Genomic DNA, 19,231 nt, shown 5'->3' on the forward strand with positions numbered 1-19,231 from the left:
GCTGGCATCCGCCTCAACTTGAGTCACACCGCATTTGCTGCGACACTTCTGCGCCATGACTTCCTCATCACGTACCCGCTCGACGCCGTCGCAGGCCTCGCTATTCGGCGACGCTGCCGCGCCCGCGAGCGACACATCCGGCGCAACCGAAACGCCATCGCCGTCGTCATCGCAGCAACACGCCCACGGCACGCTCACGCTCGAAGCGCAGTTCGCCGCATTGCCGGCTGCCTGGCGCGTGCACCTGAAACCCTTCATTGAAAGCGATGCCTACGCGCCGCTTTGCCGTTTCGTCGACGGTGAGCGCGCGGCCGGTAAAACCGTTTATCCCACCGACGTCTTCCGCGCGTTGCGTCTCACGAGTCCCGATGATGTGAAGGTCGTCATCCTCGGCCAGGACCCGTATCACGGCGAAGATCGCGGCACGCCGCAAGCGCACGGGCTCGCGTTTTCAGTGGCGCCGAATGTACGCACGCCGCCGTCGCTGCGCAACATCTTCAAGGAAATCGCGACGAGCCTCGGCCACGAGCCGCCGCGCCACGGTTGCCTCGACACCTGGGCCAAGCAAGGCGTGCTGCTGCTGAACACCGTGCTGACGGTCGAGCGCAATTCGGCGGCCAGCCACGCGAAACGCGGCTGGGAAAAATGCACCGATACGCTGATTCACGAACTGGCCATGCGCCACGAGCATCTCGTGTTCATGCTGTGGGGGGCGCACGCGCAAGCCAAGCGCGCGCTGCTCGGCGGCAAATCGCATTACGTGCTGGAGGCGCCGCATCCTTCGCCGTTGTCGGCGCATCGCGGTTTTCTCGGCTGCGGGCATTTCGCGAAGGCCAACGAGTATCTCGTGCAGCACGGCCGCACACCGATCGACTGGCGTTTGCCCGATCAGGCGCAGATGCTGGCGTAGGCGCGGCTTCGGGCTTCGGCATTACCGTCGCTCTCACGCCCCACGCCGCCCAAAACAAAAACGCCACGTGGCTCACACCCCGTGGCGTTTCCAATTGCATCGAGAAACCAGGCGCCGCAGTCAAGCGGCGTCACCAGCCCCGAACAGTCGGCCCGAAGCCGACATCTCAACCTCAAGCAACAGCAATCGCTTCGCGCGCGGCGGCCAGCGCGGCGCTCGCTGCGTCCGGGCCCATGTTCAGGCCTTCAGCGTAGATGAAGTTCACGTCGGTCATGCCGAGGAAGCCGAGGAAGCTCTTCAGATACGGGGTCTGGCTGTCGTTCGGCGTGCCGACATACTTGCCGCCGCGAGCCGACACGACGTAGACCTTCTTGCCCGTCACCAGACCTTGCGGACCGTTCGCGGTATAGCTGAACGTGATGCCGGCGCGCGCGATGAAGTCGAAGTACGTCTTCAGTTGCGACGAGATGCCGAAGTTGTACATCGGCGCACCGATCACGACGATGTCGGCGGCTTGCAGTTCAGCGATCAGCGCTTCGCTGCGGGCGGCGATGGCCGCTTGCTCGGCGGTCCGCTGGTCGGCCGGCGTGAAGAACGCGCCGAGGACAGCGTCGTCCAGGTGCGGCAGCGGTTCGGCTTGCAGGTTGCGGACGACGACTTGTGCGCCCGGATTCGACTGTTGCAGCTTTTCGGTCAGTTCGTTGACGAGCAACGTGGAATTCGCGCCTTGCGAGCGGGCTGCCGAGTTGATTTGCAGGATCGTGGTCATGGTGACTCCAGTAGTGGGCGCGCAGTTTTGCGCGAGTGGAGTCATTGTGTTTTTTTACCGACTGCGGAAAAAGCCATCCCGCGGCGACGGATTGTTGCACTGGTAGAACAATCCGCCGCTGAGCACGTCAATTAAACCCGGCGACAATTACAATCAGCTTGCGAGCCAGCGTTCGCGCGCCTTGCGGGCAGCGGGCCGCTTGTCGGTGGCGGCGAGCTTGTAGCGCGACACTTCCGGCCCGTCCAGCTTGAGTTGCGCGGTGCGCAGCTCGTCGCGGCGAAACGCGTGCACTTCGACCTTCGCGCCCGGCTGATAGCGCGCGAGCAGCGCGTCCAGATTCGTGCCCGTCACGCGCAGGCCGTCGAGCGCGATCAGCACGTCGCCGGCCGAGAGCCCGGCTTTCTGCGCTGCGCTGCCTTCGTGGACCGCGGCCAGCGTGCAATCGGCGCCGCCGCGCACACGCGCGCCGAGCGACGGCTTGCCGTTCTTGTCAGGCTCCGGCGCGATCGTCACACCGAACGGTTCGAGCAACGTCTCCAGCGGCAGATCGCGCGTGCCGTGCACGGCTTGCGCGAACAGCTCACCGAGTTGCACACCGGTCGCCTCGGCGATGAGCGCCTCGACTTCGCCCTCCTCCACGCCAACCGGCTTGCCGCGATAGAAGTCGCGGCCAAAGCGCTGCCACAGCAGACGCATCACATCATCGAGCGACTTGCGATGACCGGTTTGCGCACGAATCGCCAGGTCGAAGGAAAGCGCGACGAGCGAGCCCTTTGTGTAATAGCTGACGATCGCGTTCGGCGCGTTCTCGTCCTGCCGATAGTATTTGACCCACGCGTCGAACGAGCTTTCGGCGACGGTCTGCTTCGTGCGCCCGCTGCCGCGCTGCACGCCGCCGATCACCTTGCCGAGCATGCCGAAGTAATCGTCGGCGGAAATCAGGCCGCTGCGCACGAGAATCAGGTCGTCGTAATAAGAGGTGAAGCCTTCGAACAGCCACAGCAGCGACGTGTAGTTTTCGACGGAAAGGTCATACGGCGCGAACACCGCCGGCTTGATGCGCTTCACGTTCCACGTGTGGAAATATTCGTGGCTGCACAGGCCGAGGTAAGTCCGATAGCCTTCGGTGAGCGCATCGCGGCCCTGCACCGGCAGATCGCCGCGATTGCAGATGAGCGCCGTCGACGCGCGATGTTCGAGCCCGCCATAACCGTCGGTGACGGCTTGCGTCATGAACACATAGCGATCCACCGGCGCTTTTTTCGACTTCGGCTCGAACAGCGCGATCTGCGCTTCGCAGATGCGCTTGAGGTCCGCGCAAAGCCGCGCCATGTCGAGCGCGATCACGCGCCCAGCGATCACGACGTCGTGCGGCACGCCGTGCGCGTTGAATGTCGCGAGTTCGAATTCGCCGAGCGTCACCGGATGGTCGATCAGCTCATCGTAATTCTGCGCGCGATATTCGCCGAAGCCATAGCGCTTGGTGCCGCGCGCTTCCGGCAGCGCGGTCGCGACGCGCCAGCCGCGATACGCCGCGCCCTGCGGCTTCTGAATGTCGACGACGCATTGCGCGTCCTCGTGACCGAGCGGCGCCAGGAACACGCTCGTGCCGTTGAAAAAACCCGTCGTGTCATCGAGATGCGCGGCGCGCACCGACAGATCCCACGCATAGACCTCGTAGCGCAGCGTCAGCGCGCCCTTCACCGGCGCGGCCTGCCACGTGTGCTTGTCGGTTTTCTCGACGCGCACCTTGCGGCCCGCGTCGTTGAAAGCGCGCAGCGTGACGATGTTGCGCGCGAACTCGCGGACCATGTAGCTGCCCGGAATCCACACGGGCAGCATGAAACGCTGGCCGGCTGGATCGGGATCGGCGACGGTCACGGTGACTTCGAACAGATGGGCGGCGGGCTGCTTGGGAACGATGGTGTAGCGGATCGGCTTCATCGGCGGCGAGTGGATTTTTCTGTGTGATTGTTTGGGAGCTTGATGCGAAAGGAGGCGCCTCTCGCGCCTCCTTTGTCAGGTGTGAGCCGCGTGCTCAGTGCACCGCGGCCATTTCCTTGTCGAGCCGGTCGGCCGGCACGGCGCCGGGCAGGCGGCGGCCGTCGGCGAGGAACACGGTCGGCGTGCCTTCCACGTTCATCGCGTGGCCGAGCGCGAGATTCTTGTCGATCGCGGCGGTGTCGCAGGTGCCGGCGGCGGTGGGCGCCTGATGGTTCTGCATCCACGATTCCCATGCTTTCGCGCGGTCCGCCGAACACCAGATCGACTTCGACTTGGCGGTCGAATCCGGCGACAAAACCGGATACAGGAAGGTGTAGACGGTCACGTTGTCGATCGACTTCAGCGTGGTTTCGAGCTGCTTGCAGTACGGGCAGTTCGGATCGGAGAACACGGCGATCTTGCGCGCGCCGTTGCCCTTCACCACTTTGACCGCGTTCGCAAACGGCAGGCTCGCGAAGTCGATGCGATTGGTCTCCGACAGACGCGCGTCCGTCAGATTCTTGCGCGTCTTCGTATCGACCATGTCGCCAAGCAGCACATAGTCGCCGTTGGCGTCGCTATAGACGATCTGGCTGCCGAGGTTCACTTCGTAAAGGCCGGCGATCGGCGACTTCGTCACGCTCTTGATCGTCACGTCGGCAAGACGCGTTTGCAGCGTGGCCTTGAGTTTGTCGGTGGTCTGGTCGGCCTGCGCGGAGCAGCCGATCGTGACAGCGGCAATCGCGAGCACGGCAGCCGCCATGCGGAAGGTTTTTTTCATGCTGAATTCCTGGTTCAATCGTGCGCATTGGGCACGCGTTGGCGTTTTGCGAGGTTGCCGGTTTGACGCGAACCGCCTCTGTGCGTTCATGATACCCGTGTCATCGGCCGCAAATGCCGCGCGGTATTTCAGCGGGCGTTTTCGCGGGCATTTTGAAGGGAGTTCGACGGCCGCTTCAGCCAAGCGCGGCCGACACCAGCCAGCGCTTGATGAACGGCTGCGCGCCGACGAAAGCCATCCCGCTATTGCGCACGATCTTCGCCAACGGTCCGGGCACCGAGAAGAGTTTTTGCAGGCCGTCGGTGGCGATCATCAGCGCGCGAATGTCTTCGCGGCGCGCGCGTTCGTAGCGCCGCAGCAGCACCATGTCGCCGAGATCGCGGAACGACTCCTTGCCTGCGACCGTATCGGCCAGCGCCGCGACGTCGCGCAGGCCCAGGTTCATGCCCTGGCCCGCGAGCGGATGGATCAGATGCGCGGCGTCGCCGACCAGCGCCACGCGCGGCGCGACGAGGCGGTCCACGGTCTGCAGCGCGAGCGGAAAACCCTGCGCCGGCGTCACGCAATCGAGTCCGCCGAGCTGCCCGCCCGTCACGCGCTCCACTTCAGCCGCGAGTTGCGCGGGATCGAGCGCGATCAGTTGCTCGGCGTGCTCGGTGCGCGCCGACCAGACGAGCGACACGTGGCCGTCCGGCATAGGCAGCAGCGCAATGATTTCGCCGTCTTTAAACCATTGGAACGCGGTTTCGCCGTGCGGCTTTTCCGCCTTGAAATTGGCGACGACGCCCGTCTGCCGATAGTCGCGCCGGTTCATCTTCGAGCCGATCTGCGCGCGCACCCACGAATGCGCGCCGTCCGCTCCGACGACGAGATCCGCCACCAGCACGTTGCCGTTCGCGAGACCGACGCTCGCGCTTTCGGCGGTGAAATCGAGCGCCTGGGCGCGGCTGTCGATCCACGTGAGATTCGGCTGAAAGCGCAACGCCGCGTCGAGCGCGCGCTCGATCACCGACGACTCCACGATCCACGCCAGTTGCGGCACCGACGCCTGAAACGCGGAGAAATGCAGCTCCGCGTGAGCGTCGCCATAGACCCGCATGTCGTAGACGGGGCCAAGCCGCGACAGATCCAGCGCCTGCCACACGCGCAAACGCTCGAGCAGCGCCTGCGAACTGGACGACAACGCGTACACCCGCGAGTCGAACGAAGCGCCGGCGGCCAGCGGCGCGCAGGCTTGCGCGAGCAGCGCGACGCGCAGTCCGCCTTGCGTGAGCGCGAGCGCGGCGGTCTTGCCGACCAGCCCGCCGCCGATCACCGCGGCATCGAAAGTCTGATGGTGTGCGTTCATCCGCGCATTATAGCCGTGGGGGTTGTGGGGGACGGACCGGGCGCGCAGCTTCCTGAAGCCACGTCAAGGAGCCGGTGGGACGGGTTACAAGACGGGTTACAATTACGCTTTCCGTGACAAAACCGCCCAGAACCGTCGAGCCAACGCCCGCTCTGGTGTCGTGTCCCGCTCCGCTGCGTTTTTCTTGCCGGCCCAAGCCGAAGGCTCACGAATCCTGCAATACGGCGTCGAGCGCATCACGCAATTTACTGAATCACTGAAGGATTTCCATGAGCCTCAAATGCGGCATCGTCGGCTTGCCTAACGTCGGCAAGTCCACTCTGTTCAATGCGCTGACCAAGGCGGGCATCGCCGCCGAAAACTATCCGTTCTGCACGATCGAGCCGAACGTCGGCATCGTGGAAGTGCCGGACGCGCGCCTGAAGGCGCTCGCGGAAATCGTCAAGCCCGAGCGCATCCTTCCGGCGGTCGTGGAATTCGTCGACATCGCCGGTCTGGTGGCGGGCGCAAGCAAGGGCGAAGGTCTCGGCAACCAGTTCCTCGCCAACATCCGCGAAACGGACGCGATCACGCACGTCGTGCGCTGCTTCGAAGACGAGAACGTGATTCACGTCGCGAACAAGATCGATCCGCTGTCGGACATCGAAGTCATCAACACCGAACTCGCGCTGGCCGACCTGGCAACGGTTGAAAAAGCGCTCGCGCGTTATTCGAAGGCCGCCAAGTCGGGCAACGACAAGGAAGCCATCAAGAACGCCGCCGTGCTGGAAAAGGTGCGCGCTCAACTGGATCAGGCCAAGCCCGTGCGCGCGCTCGATCTGTCGGACGAAGAGAAGGCGACGCTTAAGCCGTTCTGCCTGATCACCGCGAAACCGACCATGTATGTGGCGAACGTCAAGGAAGACGGCTTCCAGAATAATCCGCATCTGGACGCGGTCGCGAAGTTCGCGGCGTCGGAAAATGCGCCGGTCGTCGCGGTGTGCGCAGCAATTGAAGCGGAAATCGCCGACCTCGACGAAGCCGACATGGAAGTGTTCCTCGCCGACATGGGCATGGAAGAGCCGGGCCTGAACCGCGTGATTCGCGCGGGCTTCAAGCTACTCGGCCTGCAAACCTACTTCACCGCAGGCGTGAAGGAAGTGCGCGCGTGGACCATTCATGTCGGCGATACCGCGCCGCAAGCCGCGGGCGCGATTCACACCGACTTCGAGCGCGGCTTTATCCGCGCGCAGACCATTTCGTTTAACGACTACATCACCTACAAGGGTGAGCAAGGCGCGAAAGAAGCCGGCAAGATGCGCGCGGAAGGCAAGGAATATGTGGTGCACGACGGGGATGTGATGAACTTCCTGTTCAACGTGTAAGGCCTTTAAAGCCGCAATATTCGCAGCACCGCCTGGCGGCTCACGCCGGCGTTTTGAAAAGCCCGCCTCGCGCGGGCTTTTTGCATTAGAGAACCCAGCTATTCCAGTTTCCTCACAGCCGATGTTAAATTGCGGCATCCGCCGGCCGACGCCGGACTGTCATCGAACACAAATAGAATCGCGCGATTCGCATTCGCGCACCTTCCGATGAGGAGACAAATCGATGAGTTTCAAGCCGCTGTTCCGTTCGCTTTCCGTCGCCGCTGTACTGAGTGTGGGCACCGTCGGCATGAGCCAGACGGCCCAGGCCGCCACTGAAATCCAGTTCTGGCACGCCATGGAAGCCGCGTTGGGCGAACGTCTGAACGACATCGCCAACGCGTTCAACGCGTCGCAGTCGGACTACAAGATCGTGCCGGTGTTCAAGGGCACTTACGACCAGACGCTCGCGGCCGGCATCGCCGCTTATCGCAGCGGCAACGCGCCGTCCATCCTGCAAGTGTACGAAGTCGGCACCGCGACGATGATGCAGGCCAAAAAAGCCGTCGTTCCCGTCTCGGACGTATTCAAGCAAGCCGGCGTGCCGCTCGACGAAAAGGCGTTTGTGCCGACCATCGCAAGCTATTACAGCGACGCGAAAACGGGCCATCTGATTTCGATGCCCTTCAACAGCTCGACGCCCGTCCTCTATTACAACAAGGACGCGTTCAAGAAAGCCGGTCTCGATCCGAACCAGCCGCCGAAAACCTGGGCCGAGCTTCAGGCCGACGCGCAGAAGCTGAAAGCGTCGGGCATGGCGTGCGGTTATTCGTCGGGCTGGCAAAGCTGGATTCAGTTGGAGAACTACAGCGCGTGGCACGGCGCGCCGTTCGCATCGAAGAACAACGGTTTTGACGGCGCCGATGCGCAACTCGAATTCAACAAGCCGCTGCAGGTCGCGCACATCCAGTTCCTGCAGAGCATGCAGAAAGACGGCACGTTCACGTACGTTGGCCGCAAGGACGAACCGATCTCGAAGTTCTATAGCGGCGACTGCGGCATCATCACGAACTCGTCGGGCTCGCTTGCCACGATCAAGAAGTACGCGAAGTTCAACTTCGGCACGGGCATGATGCCTTACGACGCGAACGTGAAGGGCGCGCCGCAGAACGCGATTATCGGCGGAGCGAGCTTGTGGGTGCTGGCGGGCAAGGACCCGGCCGTCTACAAGGGCGTGGCGAAATTCCTGTCGTATCTGAGCTCGCCCGAAGTCGCCGCGAAGTGGCATCAGGACACCGGCTATTTGCCGGTCACGACCGCCGCGTATCAGTTGACGCAGCAACAGGGCTTCTACGACAAGAATCCCGGCAGCGATACGGCGATCAAGCAGATGCTCAACAAGCCGCCGCTGCCGTACACGAAGGGCTTGCGCCTTGGCAATATGCCGCAGATCCGCACGATCATCGACGAAGAGCTCGAGCAGGTGTGGGGTGAAAAGAAGACGCCGCAACAGGCGCTCGACTCGGCGGTCTCGCGCGGCGACGAACTGCTGCGGCGTTTCGAGAAAGCGGGCAGTTAATTCCCGCGTCGGCATCGTCGGTTCCGGCGCACTCGCGCCGGAACCCGCTTGCAGCAAAACTCTTGAGATTCCTCGATGGAAAAGCGCTCCCGCTTCGGCACCAGCCTGCTGCCCTATCTGCTCGTCGCGCCGCAACTCGCGATCACGGCGCTCTTCTTTCTGTGGCCCGCCGGCGAAGCGCTGTGGCAATCCACGCAAAGTCAGGACGCGTTCGGCACGTCGAGCGAATTTGTCGGGCTCGCGAACTTCAAGCAGCTCTTCGCCGATCCGCTCTACCTGTCGTCGTTCAACACGACGATTATTTTCTGCGCGCTCGTCACCGTATCGGGCCTCGTGATTTCGCTGCTGCTCGCGGTGTGCGCGGACCGCGTGACGCGCGGCGCAAAGGCGTATCAGACGCTGCTGATCTGGCCGTATGCAGTCGCGCCGGCCATCGCCGCCGTGCTGTGGTCGTTTCTGTTCAACCCGAGCATCGGCCTCGTGACGTTCGCGCTCGCGAAGCAAGGCATTGTGTGGAATCACGCTTTGAACGCGGGACAAGCGATGTTTCTTGTCGTGCTTGCGTCGGTGTGGAAGCAGGTCAGCTATAACTTCCTGTTCTTCTACGCGGGCTTGCAGGCGATTCCGCGCTCGCTGATCGAAGCCGCGGCCATCGACGGCGCCGGTCCCGTGCGACGCTTCTTCGGCATCGCGCTACCGCTGCTGTCGCCGACGAGCTTTTTCCTGCTGGTCATCAACATCACTTACGCGTTCTTCGACACCTTCCCGGTGATCGACGCAGCGACGGGCGGCGGCCCCGCTCAATCGACGCGCACGCTGATCTACAAGATTTTCGCCGAAGGTTTCCAGGGACTCGACATTGGCAGCTCGGGCGCGCAATCCGTCGTGCTGATGGTGATCGTCGTCGCGTTGACGGTCGTGCAATTCCGCTTCATCGAACGCAGGGTTCAATACTCATGATCGAGAACCGCCGCGGTTTCGACCTCTTCTGCCACGCGGTGCTGATACTCGGCGTCGTGCTGGTCGTGTTTCCGGTGTACGTCGCGTTCTGCGCGGCGACCATGAACGAACAGCAGATCTTCACCGTGCCGCTGTCGCTGGTGCCGAGCTCGCATCTGTTCGACAACATCGCGACCGTGTGGGCGCACGGCAGCGGCAACGCGGCAGCGCCGTTCGGCCGCATGCTGTTCAACAGCCTCGTGATGGCGCTCGCCATTTCGATCGGCAAGATCGCCGTGTCGATGATCTCCGCGTATGCGATCGTGTTCTTCCGCTTTCCGTTTCGCAACCTGTCGTTCTGGCTGATCTTCATCACGCTGATGCTGCCGGTCGAAGTGCGTATCTTCCCGACCGTGCAAGTCGTGTCGTCGATGAATCTGAGCAATACGTATAGCGGTTTGACGTTGCCGCTGATTGCGTCCGCAACGGCCACGTTCCTGTTTCGCCAGTTCTTCATGACGCTGCCCGACGAGTTGATGGAAGCGGCGCGCATCGACGGCGCGGGTGCGATGCGTTTCTTCTGGGACGTCGTGTTGCCGCTGTCGAAAACGAACATGGCGGCGCTCTTCGTCATCACGTTTATTTACGGCTGGAACCAGTATTTGTGGCCGATTCTGATCACGAGCCAGCAGTCGCTGACAACCGCCGTCGTCGGTATCAAGAGCATGATCGCTTCGGGCGACACGGCCACCGAATGGCATCTCGTGATGACGGCCACGCTGCTCGCGATGCTGCCGCCGCTCGCCGTCGTGCTGACCATGCAGCGCTGGTTCGTGCGCGGTCTCGTGGATGCCGAGAAATGATCCGCGCGGCGCAAACCGCGCACGAGGCAAGCACGCACGAATGACAAAAGACACGCAAACGAAGGGCTAAAACCGCATGGCTGCATTGACACTGCAAGGCGTTAAAAAAACCTACGACGGCAAACAGTTCGTGTTGCACGGCATCGACGTCGATGTGAACGACGGCGAATTCGTCGTGATGGTCGGGCCGTCCGGTTGCGGCAAATCGACGTTGCTGCGGATGGTGGCAGGACTCGAGCGCATCTCCGAGGGCAGCATTTCGATCGCCGGCAAAGTGGTGAACGAACTCGAGCCGAAGGACCGCAACATCGCGATGGTGTTTCAGAACTACGCGCTCTATCCGCATATGAGCGTGGCTGAAAACATGGGCTATGCGCTGAAGATCGCGGGCGTCGAGCGGGCGCAGATCGCGCAGCGCGTGAACGCCGCCGCGCAGATTCTCGAACTGGAAGCGCTGTTGCAGCGCAAGCCGCGCGAACTGTCGGGCGGGCAGCGTCAGCGCGTGGCAATGGGCCGCGCGATCGTGCGAGAACCGGCCGTGTTTCTCTTCGACGAACCGTTGTCGAATCTCGACGCACGTCTGCGCGTGCAAATGCGGCTCGAGATTCAGCGTCTGCATGCGCGGCTCTCTACGACGAGCCTGTACGTCACGCACGATCAGATCGAAGCGATGACGCTCGCGCAACGCGTGATCGTGATGAACAAGGGCCACGCCGAGCAGATCGGCGCACCGACCGAAGTCTATGAACGGCCGGCGACGGTGTTCGTCGCGGGCTTCATCGGCTCGCCGGGAATGAATCTGCTGCAAGGCCGCGTGTCGGACGACGGCTCCACGTTCGACATCGCCGGCAACGGGCCGCAACTGCCGCTCACGGGCGTGGCGTCGATCGGCGGCGAAATCGCCAAGGGGCGTGAATACACGCTAGGTATTCGTCCGGAGCATATGAGTCCGGGGCAAGCGGATGCGCCGCACGCAACGCTCACCGTCGATTCATGCGAGCTGCTCGGTGCCGACAATCTCGCGCACGGACGATGGGGCAAGCATGACGTGACCGTGCGTTTGCCGCACGCGCATCGGCCCGCGGCTGGCGAGGCATTGCAGGTCGCGTTGCCCGCGCGTCATCTGCATTTCTTCGATTCGACGAGTGGCCGGCGGGTGAACTAAGTTGAGCGCCTCATAACAATACTCACAACTACAAGAACGATCTCTAACGCCATGCAAGGTATTGGTCTTAGAACCGCCCGTGGCGCATCGGTTGCGCTGTTGCTGACGCTATCGTTGAGCATCTCGCCGGCATTCGCGTACGTCGCGCCAGGCACAACGCCCGACGAAGCCGACCTCAGCAATCACAACACCTACACGAATCGCGACGGCAACACGGTACACGCGCCGGCCCGCTCACTCTCAGGCAAGGCGCCCGACGGCGCGACCGCCCGCTGCCGCGACGGCACCTACAGCTTCAGCCGGCACCACAGCGGCACCTGCTCGCGGCACGGCGGCGTAGCAAGCTGGCTGTGATTTCACCGCCGCTGCGCGCGAACTGACACAAGCCGCAAGCCGCGCTACCGCCCGCACTCCCCTGCCGAAGTACAATGCGATTTGCACCCGGCGTGCTCGCGTCGTTGCGCTGACAGCGTGTTCGACGCCGCCCCGGCACACACCGATTACCGATCCACCCACGGCTGCCCGCCCGAACGCGGCCGGCGTCGTCAACGTCTATCAAGCACACAAGCAAATGGCCCAATACGTCTTCACCATGAACCGGGTTGGCAAGATCGTGCCGCCCAAGCGTCAAATCCTGAAAGACATCTCGCTGTCGTTTTTCCCCGGCGCGAAGATCGGCCTGCTCGGCCTGAACGGCTCGGGCAAGTCGACGCTGATCCGCATCATGGCCGGCGTGGACAAGGACATCGAAGGCGAAGCCACGCCGATGCCGAATCTGAACATCGGCTATCTGCCGCAGGAACCGCAGCTCGATCCGAACAAGACGGTGCGCGAAACCGTCGAAGAAGGTCTCGGCGACGTGTTCAACGCGCAGAAGAAACTCGATGAAATCTACGCGGCCTACGCGGAACCCGACGCGGACTTCGACGCGCTCGCCGCCGAGCAGGCGAAGTACGAAGCGATTCTCGCGACCACCGACGGCGGCAGCGCCGAACAGCAGATCGAGATCGCCGCCGACGCGCTGCGTCTGCCGGCCTGGGACGCGAAAATCGAACATCTGTCGGGCGGCGAAAAGCGCCGCGTCGCGCTGTGCAAGCTGCTGCTCGAAAAGCCCGACATGCTGCTGCTCGACGAGCCGACCAACCACCTCGACGCGGAATCGGTCGATTGGCTCGAACAGTTCCTCACGCGCTTTCCGGGCACCGTCGTCGCGGTCACGCACGATCGCTACTTCCTCGATAACGCGGCCGAGTGGATTCTCGAACTCGACCGCGGCCACGGCATTCCGTGGAAGGGCAACTACAGCAGTTGGCTCGATCAGAAGGAAGAGCGCCTGAAGCAGGAAGAAGCGTCGGAATCCGCGCGTCAGAAGGCGATCAAGAAAGAACTGGAATGGGTGCGCCAGAATCCGAAGGGCCGTCAGGCGAAGTCGAAGGCGCGTATTGCGCGCTTCGAGGAACTGAACAGCCAGGATTATCAGAAGCGCAATGAAACGCAGGAAATCTTCATTCCGGTCGGCGACCGCCTCGGCAATGAAGTGATCGAGTTCAGGAACGTCAGCAAGTCGTATGGCGACCGTCTGCTGCTCGACAACGTGAGCTTCAAGGTGCCGGCGGGCGCGATTGTCGGCATCATCGGTCCGAACGGCGCGGGTAAGTCGACGCTGTTCCGCATGCTGACCGGCCGCGAACAACCGGATTCGGGCGAGATCGTCATGGGACCGACGGTGAAGCTCGCTTACGTCGACCAGAGCCGCGACGCGCTCGATTCGACGAAGACTGTGTTCGAAGAGATTTCCGGCGGCGCCGATGTGCTGACGGTCGGCAAGTACGAGACGCCGTCGCGTGCCTACATTGGCCGCTTCAACTTCAAGGGCGGCGATCAGCAGAAGACGGTCGGCAATCTGTCGGGCGGCGAGCGCGGCCGTCTGCATCTCGCGAAGACGTTGATTGCGGGCGGCAATGTGCTGCTGCTCGACGAACCGTCGAACGATCTCGACGTCGAAACGCTGCGCGCGCTCGAAGACGCATTGCTCGAATTCGCCGGCTCGGTGATGGTGATTTCGCACGACCGCTGGTTCCTCGACCGGATCGCGACGCACATTCTCGCGTTCGAAGGCGATTCGCAAATCACGTTCTTCGACGGTAATTACCAGGAGTATGAAGCGGACAAGCGCGCACGCCTGGGTGAAGAAGCGGCGCGTCCGAAGCGTCTGCGGTATAAGCCGATCACGCGTTAAGGTTCACGCGGCGTTAAAGGTACACGGCGTTAAAGGTTCACCGCGTCAGAAGCTGCGCGAAAAGCGGCCTGCTTGTCGGAAGACGAGCAGGCCGCACTTGGCGCAGTTATCCCCTCTGTTTTGCAAACGGTCAGCGTGCGTGCGCCGCACGCTCAACCGTTCTTCGCAGCAACTCCCTACCCTCCTTCGATACCCTTCACCTACGCCAGACATCGGCGACATGCGACACGGCACACGCATTGCTCCGTTGCGCGTGCTATATGTCGTCCGCGCGACTTGTATTGGCTGGCGCGCGTTCATCGGGAACAAAACCGTTGCGGTGACGAGGGAACAAGCATGGCAATGTCGAAGAGCCAACGCTGGATCGTTGCCGCGAGCAGCGTGCTGGTCGTGCTCGTCGTTATTGCATTCGGCCTGCTGCAATACGCGCAGCGCGAAGTGAAGGCGCGCGTGGTCGCGGCGCTCGGTCCGCTTGGCAGCGCGCAAAGCATCGACGTCGGCTTGACCTCCGTGCATCTCAGCAACGTTCTGTTGAAGCCGCCGCCTGGCTGGCCCGCCGGCGATCCGTTGAGAGCGGACGAGATCATCCTGACGCCGGACATCCGCGATCTACTCCAGCACCGCATGCATATCCGCAGCGTGACGGTGCGCGGTTTCGACATGGCGGTGCTGCGCACGCAAAACGGCACGATCCGTCTGCTGCCGAATCTGCGTCAATCGGTCAACAGCACTAACGACGACGCAGGTGCCGCATCAGCGAGTTCGATGCCGCGCGACAAGCAGGTCGATCACATCAGTTTCGAGCAGGGCCGCTTTCATTTCTACGACATGACGGTCGGGTCGCCGGCCTACAAGGTGACGGTGAGCGACGCGAACGCGACCGTCGACAACATTCGTCTGCCCGCGCTCACGGAGCCGACCAACGTCAATGTCAGAGGCTCGATCAAAGGGCCGTCGCACACCGGCACGGTGACGTTCAGCGGCTGGATCAAAATCGCCAGCAAGGATTCGCAGACGACCAGCACACTGCGCGGCGTCGACGTCGTCATGCTCGATCCGTATCTCGTGAAGAAAGCCGGCGCGAAGGCGCAAGTGACAAGCGGCACGATCGACATGAGCATCGAGTCGTCGGTGCGCAATTATCAGTTGCACGCGCCCGGCACGATCACGGTTCATCAGTTGCAACTCGCGGACACCGGCAATCCGCTCGACACGTTCATGTCCATTCCGACGAAGGCCGCGGTTGCCGCGCTCAAGGCGCACAACGGCGACATCACGCTGCACTTCGTGCTCGACGGCAACTTGCGCGACCCGAAATTTTCAGTGCAGGAAGGGCTGACGACGCGCATCGCCGCTGGCTTCGCGAAAGCGCTGGGCGTCAGCGTGGAAGGCGTGGCGAAAGGCGCGGGCGAAACGGTAAAAGGCCTGGGAAATGCGTTGAAGAATTTGCTGGGGCAGTGAGCGGATCAAACCGCGTGGCGAACACTGCGCGCGAGCGGATGCGCCCAAGCGCTCTGCGTTTGCCACGCGCGTCTAGTCAAACCGGCAACCCCAGTTCGCGCAGCCTCGCTTCGGTCTGCGCGGCGCTGATGTGATGCACGCCGTACCAGCCGAGCGCGGTGGCGGCTGCGGCGTTCTTCGGGTTGTCGTCGATAAAGACGAGTTCGGACGGCTCGATGCCCGGCATTTGCGCGTGGATTCGCTCGAGCATCGCCGCGAAAATGGCCGGATCGGGCTTCACCAGACCTACCCGCCCCGACACGATGATGTCGCGAAAGCGCCGCAGCACCGGGTAGTTTTCCCACGCATAAGGAAAGGTCTCGGCCGACCAGTTCGTCAGGCCGAAGAGCGGCACCTCGGCGGCCTCGAGCTTTTCCATGATCGCGACGCCGTCATCCAGCACGCCGGCCACCATTTCGTGCCAGCGCTCGTAAAACGCGCGGATCAGCGCTTCGTGATCGGGGAACCGCGCGATGAGTTCGGCCGTGGCCTCGGCGATCGGCTGGCCGCCGTCCTGGCGAACCACCCAATCCATCGAGCACACGTGAGTCAGAAACCAGCGGCGCTCGGCTTCGTCTGGAATCAGTTGCCGGTACAGGTACTCGGGATTCCAGTCGATCAGCACGCCGCCAAAATCGAACACCACTGCCTTGATGGCCATGCGCTCTCCGTGGCTATGCGTCGTTAAACGTCGTTATGCGTCGTTATACGGTTGCTGCTCAGACAGGCTGCGTGCGCAGTTCGAGCCACGTCTTCGCGTCGCCGGAAACATGCGGCGCGAGGCGCGTGCGCACCGTCTCGTGATAGCTGTTGAGCCACGCGCGTTCGTCGTCGCGCAGCAGTGACAAGTCGAGGCAACGCGTGTCGATCGGGCACAGCGTGAGCGTTTCGAACTCGAGGAAGTCACCGAATTCCGTCTGACCGGCAGGCACGTTCAGCACCAGATTCTCGATCCGCACACCCCACTTGCCTGGCCGGTAGACGCCCGGTTCGACCGACGTGATCATGCCTTCTTCCATCGCCGTCCACGGTTCGGCCGGCGCGTAGTGCGCGATTACTTGCGGGCCTTCGTGAACGTTCAGGAAATAGCCGACACCGTGGCCCGTGCCGTGACCGTAGTCGGCACCGGCTTCCCAGATCGGCGCGCGCGCGATGGCGTCGAGCATCGGCGAGCGGATGCCGCGCGGAAACTTCGCGCGCGACAGCGCCATGGTGCCCTTCAGCACGATCGTGAAATCGCGCCGCTGTGCGTCGCTGATCGTGCCGATCGGCACCACGCGCGTGATGTCGGTCGTGCCGCTCAGATATTGCGCGCCGGAGTCGATCAGCAACAGGCCGTTGCCCTCGATCACCGAATGCGATTCCCGCGTCGCGCGATAGTGCGGCATCGCGCCGTTCGCGTTGAAGCCCGCAATGGTCGCAAAGCTCAACGACACGAAACCCGGCCGACGCGCGCGCGCGGCCGTCAGACGTTCGTCGATAGTGAGCTCGGTGATCGTCTCGCGGCCGAGCGCGCTTTCGAACCACGCGAAGAATTCGGCGAGCGCCGCGCCGTCCTGCTCCATCGTCTCGCGCACGTGCTTCGCCTCGGCTTCGGTCTTGCGCGACTTGAAGAAGGTGGACGGATTGACCGCCTCGACCACCTTCACCGTCGACGGCACCGATTGCAGCGAGCCGTACGTGATGCGGCGCGGGTCGATCAACAAGGTGCTGCCGGCGGGCAGCGCGGCGAGCGCATCGGCCGCTTTCGCGTAGGGCTCGACATTGACGCCGTCGCGCGCGAGCGCTTCGGCGAGCGCGGGCGGCACCTTGCCGTCGGAGACGAAAAGCGACGCGCCGTGTTCGCCGATCAACGCGTGCGCGACGAAAACCGGGTTGAAGCTGACGTCGGCGCCGCGCAGATTGAAGAGCCACGCAAGGTCGTCGAGCGTGGAAATGAAGTGCCACTGCGCGCCCTTTTCCGCCATCGCGCGACGGACCTGTGCGAGCTTTTCCGAACGCGCGACGCTTGCATGCGGCGCGGCGTGTTCGAACACCGCCGCATCGGGCAGCGACGGGCGCTGCGGCCAGATGCCGTCGAACAGATCGACGTCGGTGCGCAGCTTCACGCCGCGCGCCGTCAGCGCCTGAGTCAGAGCCCGCGCCGCCGCCACGCCGAGCACGGCGCCGTCCACGCCGACGGTGCCGCCCGGCGCCACGTTTTCAGCGAGCCATTCGAAATGCGGCGCGGTCTGCTGACCGCCGGTCATCTTCATGAGCTGAACGCCGCTGCCGGCCAGTTGCGCATTGGCCTGCTCCCAGTAGCGGCTATCGGTCCAGACGCCCGCGAAGTCGGCCGTGACGATCAGCGTGCCCGCCGAGCCGGTGAAGCCGGACAGCCATTCGCGGCCCTGCCAACGCCCCGGCAGATATTCGGACAAATGCGGGTCCGCGGACGGCACGAGGTAAGCGGCGACGCCTTCGCGCGCCATCGCGCTGCGCAAGCCGGCGAGCCGTTCGGGGATGGAGGAAGTTTGGGGAAGTCGGGCATTCATGGAGGTCACCTGCAAGTATTCATCGACGGGAAAGCAAGCCGACCGTCACGGCGACGGCGATCATGGCGACGGCCGTGCACACAGGCCATTCCAGTATCTCGCCGTCATGGAAAAGACCGGTCACATTGCCGGCCATGCGCGCGACGATCGCGCCCAGCACGCCGGCCAGCAGCGCCACCCATAGGCGGGCGCCTTTCGAGCCGCCGGAGCGGCCGGCGTTGTTCAAGCGGCGCAGCGGATGCAACCACCAACCCGCGAAGCCGATTGCGGCTCCGAGTACGACGATTCCAGCCCAGCCCATCAGCGGATGGACTCGCGCAGTTTCGGATTTGTCTCATGGGCGCGAGGCACAACGACAGCTAGCATTTTTGTCTCTTCTCAAAAAATCAGCACGGCGCTTTCCGCACAGCGGTTGAGTTTAGGGGTCGGGGTGATGTTAGGCAAGCTGGAGGCCTTACGGAAAAGCCTGGTTCCTGGCCGTCGTCAAGTGGATTGCGCGCATGCGAATCGCCCTTATCGAGCCGGACCCGCGGCACGCCCAGTTGGTCACCCGGCTCATGTTCGCCGGCGGCCACGTGTGTCAGCACTTCGCCACGAGCGCCCCGTTCCTCGCGCAAGCCGCGGACCAATTCTTCGATCTGCTGATTACCGAAAACTGGACCGGCGACCATTCCGCCGAAGACGTGATCGCGCGTGCCCGAGCCGTTCTGCCGAGCCTGCCGGTCATCGTGATGATGACGGAGCCGCGCGAAAGCCAGATCGTCGCCGTGCTGCACGCGGGCGCCGACGACTGTCTCGCCAAGCCGGTACGCGGCCCCGAAACGCTCGCGCGCGTCGATGCGCTGCTGCGGCGCGCAGGCTTGCGCCGGCCGCCCAATCGACGGCACGACGTGATTCGCGGCTATACGTTCGACGCCGCCAACTTCGCCGTCACGTTCCGCAACCGCGTGGTCACGCTGACGCCGAAGGAGTTCCGCTTCGCGCTGCTGCTGTTCACCAATCTGTCGCGGCCCGTGTCGCGCGCGCACATCATGGAAACCGTGTGGGCACGACGCCGCGACGTAAAGTCGCGCACCGTCGACACGCACGCGTCGCGCGTGCGGTCCAAGCTCGAATTGCGCCCGGAATATGGCTATTCGCTCGCGCCGCTGTACGGCTACGGCTATCAGCTCGACGCATTTTCGGCGGAAGGCGCTACCGCATCGGCCTGATGGCCGGCATAAGCGGCGCGGGTGCGAGGCGCAGCGAGTAAGAATCGCGAAAACGCTATAATATGGG

At 63.3% G+C, this 19,231-nt stretch carries 17 protein-coding genes; 10 read left to right on the top strand and 7 right to left on the bottom strand.

The genetic code is table 11. The features are described 5' to 3' along the window. Nucleotides 1-55: 55 nt before the first annotated feature. Nucleotides 56-910, top strand: a complete 855-nt coding sequence (locus P0D87_RS23325; protein ID WP_053858785.1) for a uracil-DNA glycosylase — start codon at nucleotides 56-58, stop codon at nucleotides 908-910. Between the two features lie 172 nt (nucleotides 911-1,082). Here P0D87_RS23325 and P0D87_RS23330 read toward each other — a convergent pair whose 3' ends face one another. From P0D87_RS23330 to P0D87_RS23345, 4 genes are all read right to left on the bottom strand, one after another. Then, the gene (locus P0D87_RS23330) at nucleotides 1,083-1,679 is read right to left on the bottom strand and encodes an FMN-dependent NADH-azoreductase (protein WP_006052776.1); all 597 of its coding nucleotides are present in this window, start codon (nucleotides 1,677-1,679) and stop codon (nucleotides 1,083-1,085) included. A 153-nt stretch (nucleotides 1,680-1,832) separates the two neighbouring features. Beyond that, a complete protein-coding gene (locus P0D87_RS23335) occupies nucleotides 1,833-3,623 on the bottom strand; it encodes a M61 family metallopeptidase (protein WP_053858786.1) in 1,791 nt (596 codons plus the stop codon). Nucleotides 3,624-3,717: 94 nt separating this feature from the next. Further along, nucleotides 3,718-4,443 carry a DsbC family protein gene (locus tag P0D87_RS23340; RefSeq protein ID WP_006052774.1) on the bottom strand — a complete coding sequence of 242 codons (726 nt, stop codon included), beginning with the start codon at nucleotides 4,441-4,443 and terminating at the stop codon, nucleotides 3,718-3,720. 175 nt (nucleotides 4,444-4,618) lie between these two features. Next, entirely contained in the window at nucleotides 4,619-5,791 is a 1,173-nt protein-coding gene (locus P0D87_RS23345; RefSeq protein ID WP_029971305.1) for a UbiH/UbiF family hydroxylase, read from the bottom strand. Between the two features lie 269 nt (nucleotides 5,792-6,060). On the opposite strand from P0D87_RS23345, the gene ychF reads away from it, so the two are divergent. From ychF to P0D87_RS23385, 8 genes are all read left to right on the top strand, one after another. Further along, nucleotides 6,061-7,155, top strand: coding sequence for a redox-regulated ATPase YchF (gene ychF, locus P0D87_RS23350; protein WP_006052772.1), 1,095 nt, complete (start codon nucleotides 6,061-6,063; stop codon nucleotides 7,153-7,155). 223 nt (nucleotides 7,156-7,378) lie between these two features. Continuing rightward, complete coding sequence (ugpB, locus tag P0D87_RS23355) at nucleotides 7,379-8,713, top strand: sn-glycerol-3-phosphate ABC transporter substrate-binding protein UgpB (protein WP_053858787.1); 1,335 nt, start codon at nucleotides 7,379-7,381, stop codon at nucleotides 8,711-8,713. A gap of 75 nt (nucleotides 8,714-8,788) precedes the next feature. Further along, nucleotides 8,789-9,673 (top strand): sn-glycerol-3-phosphate ABC transporter permease UgpA, encoded by an 885-nt coding sequence (gene ugpA / locus P0D87_RS23360; protein WP_006052770.1) that lies wholly within the window; start codon nucleotides 8,789-8,791, stop codon nucleotides 9,671-9,673. Then, nucleotides 9,670-10,515 (top strand): sn-glycerol-3-phosphate ABC transporter permease UgpE, encoded by an 846-nt coding sequence (gene ugpE / locus P0D87_RS23365; protein ID WP_029971302.1) that lies wholly within the window; start codon nucleotides 9,670-9,672, stop codon nucleotides 10,513-10,515. The genes ugpA and ugpE overlap by 4 nt, the downstream gene beginning before the upstream one ends. A gap of 76 nt (nucleotides 10,516-10,591) precedes the next feature. Beyond that, nucleotides 10,592-11,680: a sn-glycerol-3-phosphate import ATP-binding protein UgpC gene (locus P0D87_RS23370; RefSeq protein WP_053858788.1), complete on the top strand. Its 1,089-nt coding sequence runs from the start codon at nucleotides 10,592-10,594 to the stop codon at nucleotides 11,678-11,680. Between the two features lie 51 nt (nucleotides 11,681-11,731). Continuing rightward, nucleotides 11,732-12,034: a DUF3761 domain-containing protein gene (locus tag P0D87_RS23375; RefSeq protein WP_006052767.1), complete on the top strand. Its 303-nt coding sequence runs from the start codon at nucleotides 11,732-11,734 to the stop codon at nucleotides 12,032-12,034. A 217-nt stretch (nucleotides 12,035-12,251) separates the two neighbouring features. Further along, nucleotides 12,252-13,919, top strand: coding sequence for an energy-dependent translational throttle protein EttA (ettA, locus tag P0D87_RS23380; protein WP_053858789.1), 1,668 nt, complete (start codon nucleotides 12,252-12,254; stop codon nucleotides 13,917-13,919). A 336-nt stretch (nucleotides 13,920-14,255) separates the two neighbouring features. Continuing rightward, a complete protein-coding gene (locus P0D87_RS23385) occupies nucleotides 14,256-15,380 on the top strand; it encodes a DUF748 domain-containing protein (protein WP_053858790.1) in 1,125 nt (374 codons plus the stop codon). Nucleotides 15,381-15,456: 76 nt separating this feature from the next. Here P0D87_RS23385 and P0D87_RS23390 read toward each other — a convergent pair whose 3' ends face one another. From P0D87_RS23390 to P0D87_RS23400, 3 genes are read right to left on the bottom strand one after another with little or no spacing between them, the layout of a single operon-like run. Continuing rightward, the gene (locus P0D87_RS23390; RefSeq protein WP_053858791.1) at nucleotides 15,457-16,080 is read right to left on the bottom strand and encodes an HAD family hydrolase; all 624 of its coding nucleotides are present in this window, start codon (nucleotides 16,078-16,080) and stop codon (nucleotides 15,457-15,459) included. A 58-nt stretch (nucleotides 16,081-16,138) separates the two neighbouring features. Then, nucleotides 16,139-17,953 carry an aminopeptidase P family protein gene (locus P0D87_RS23395; protein ID WP_053858792.1) on the bottom strand — a complete coding sequence of 605 codons (1,815 nt, stop codon included), beginning with the start codon at nucleotides 17,951-17,953 and terminating at the stop codon, nucleotides 16,139-16,141. Nucleotides 17,954-17,972: 19 nt separating this feature from the next. Beyond that, nucleotides 17,973-18,254 (bottom strand): hypothetical protein, encoded by a 282-nt coding sequence (locus P0D87_RS23400; protein ID WP_029971298.1) that lies wholly within the window; start codon nucleotides 18,252-18,254, stop codon nucleotides 17,973-17,975. A 199-nt stretch (nucleotides 18,255-18,453) separates the two neighbouring features. On the opposite strand from P0D87_RS23400, the gene P0D87_RS23405 reads away from it, so the two are divergent. Beyond that, a complete protein-coding gene (locus P0D87_RS23405) occupies nucleotides 18,454-19,164 on the top strand; it encodes a response regulator transcription factor (RefSeq protein ID WP_053858793.1) in 711 nt (236 codons plus the stop codon). Nucleotides 19,165-19,231 lie beyond the last annotated feature (67 nt).

The organism is Paraburkholderia sp. RL17-368-BIF-A, from assembly GCF_046054045.1.
In the GTDB taxonomy this organism is placed as follows: domain Bacteria; phylum Pseudomonadota; class Gammaproteobacteria; order Burkholderiales; family Burkholderiaceae; genus Paraburkholderia; species Paraburkholderia graminis.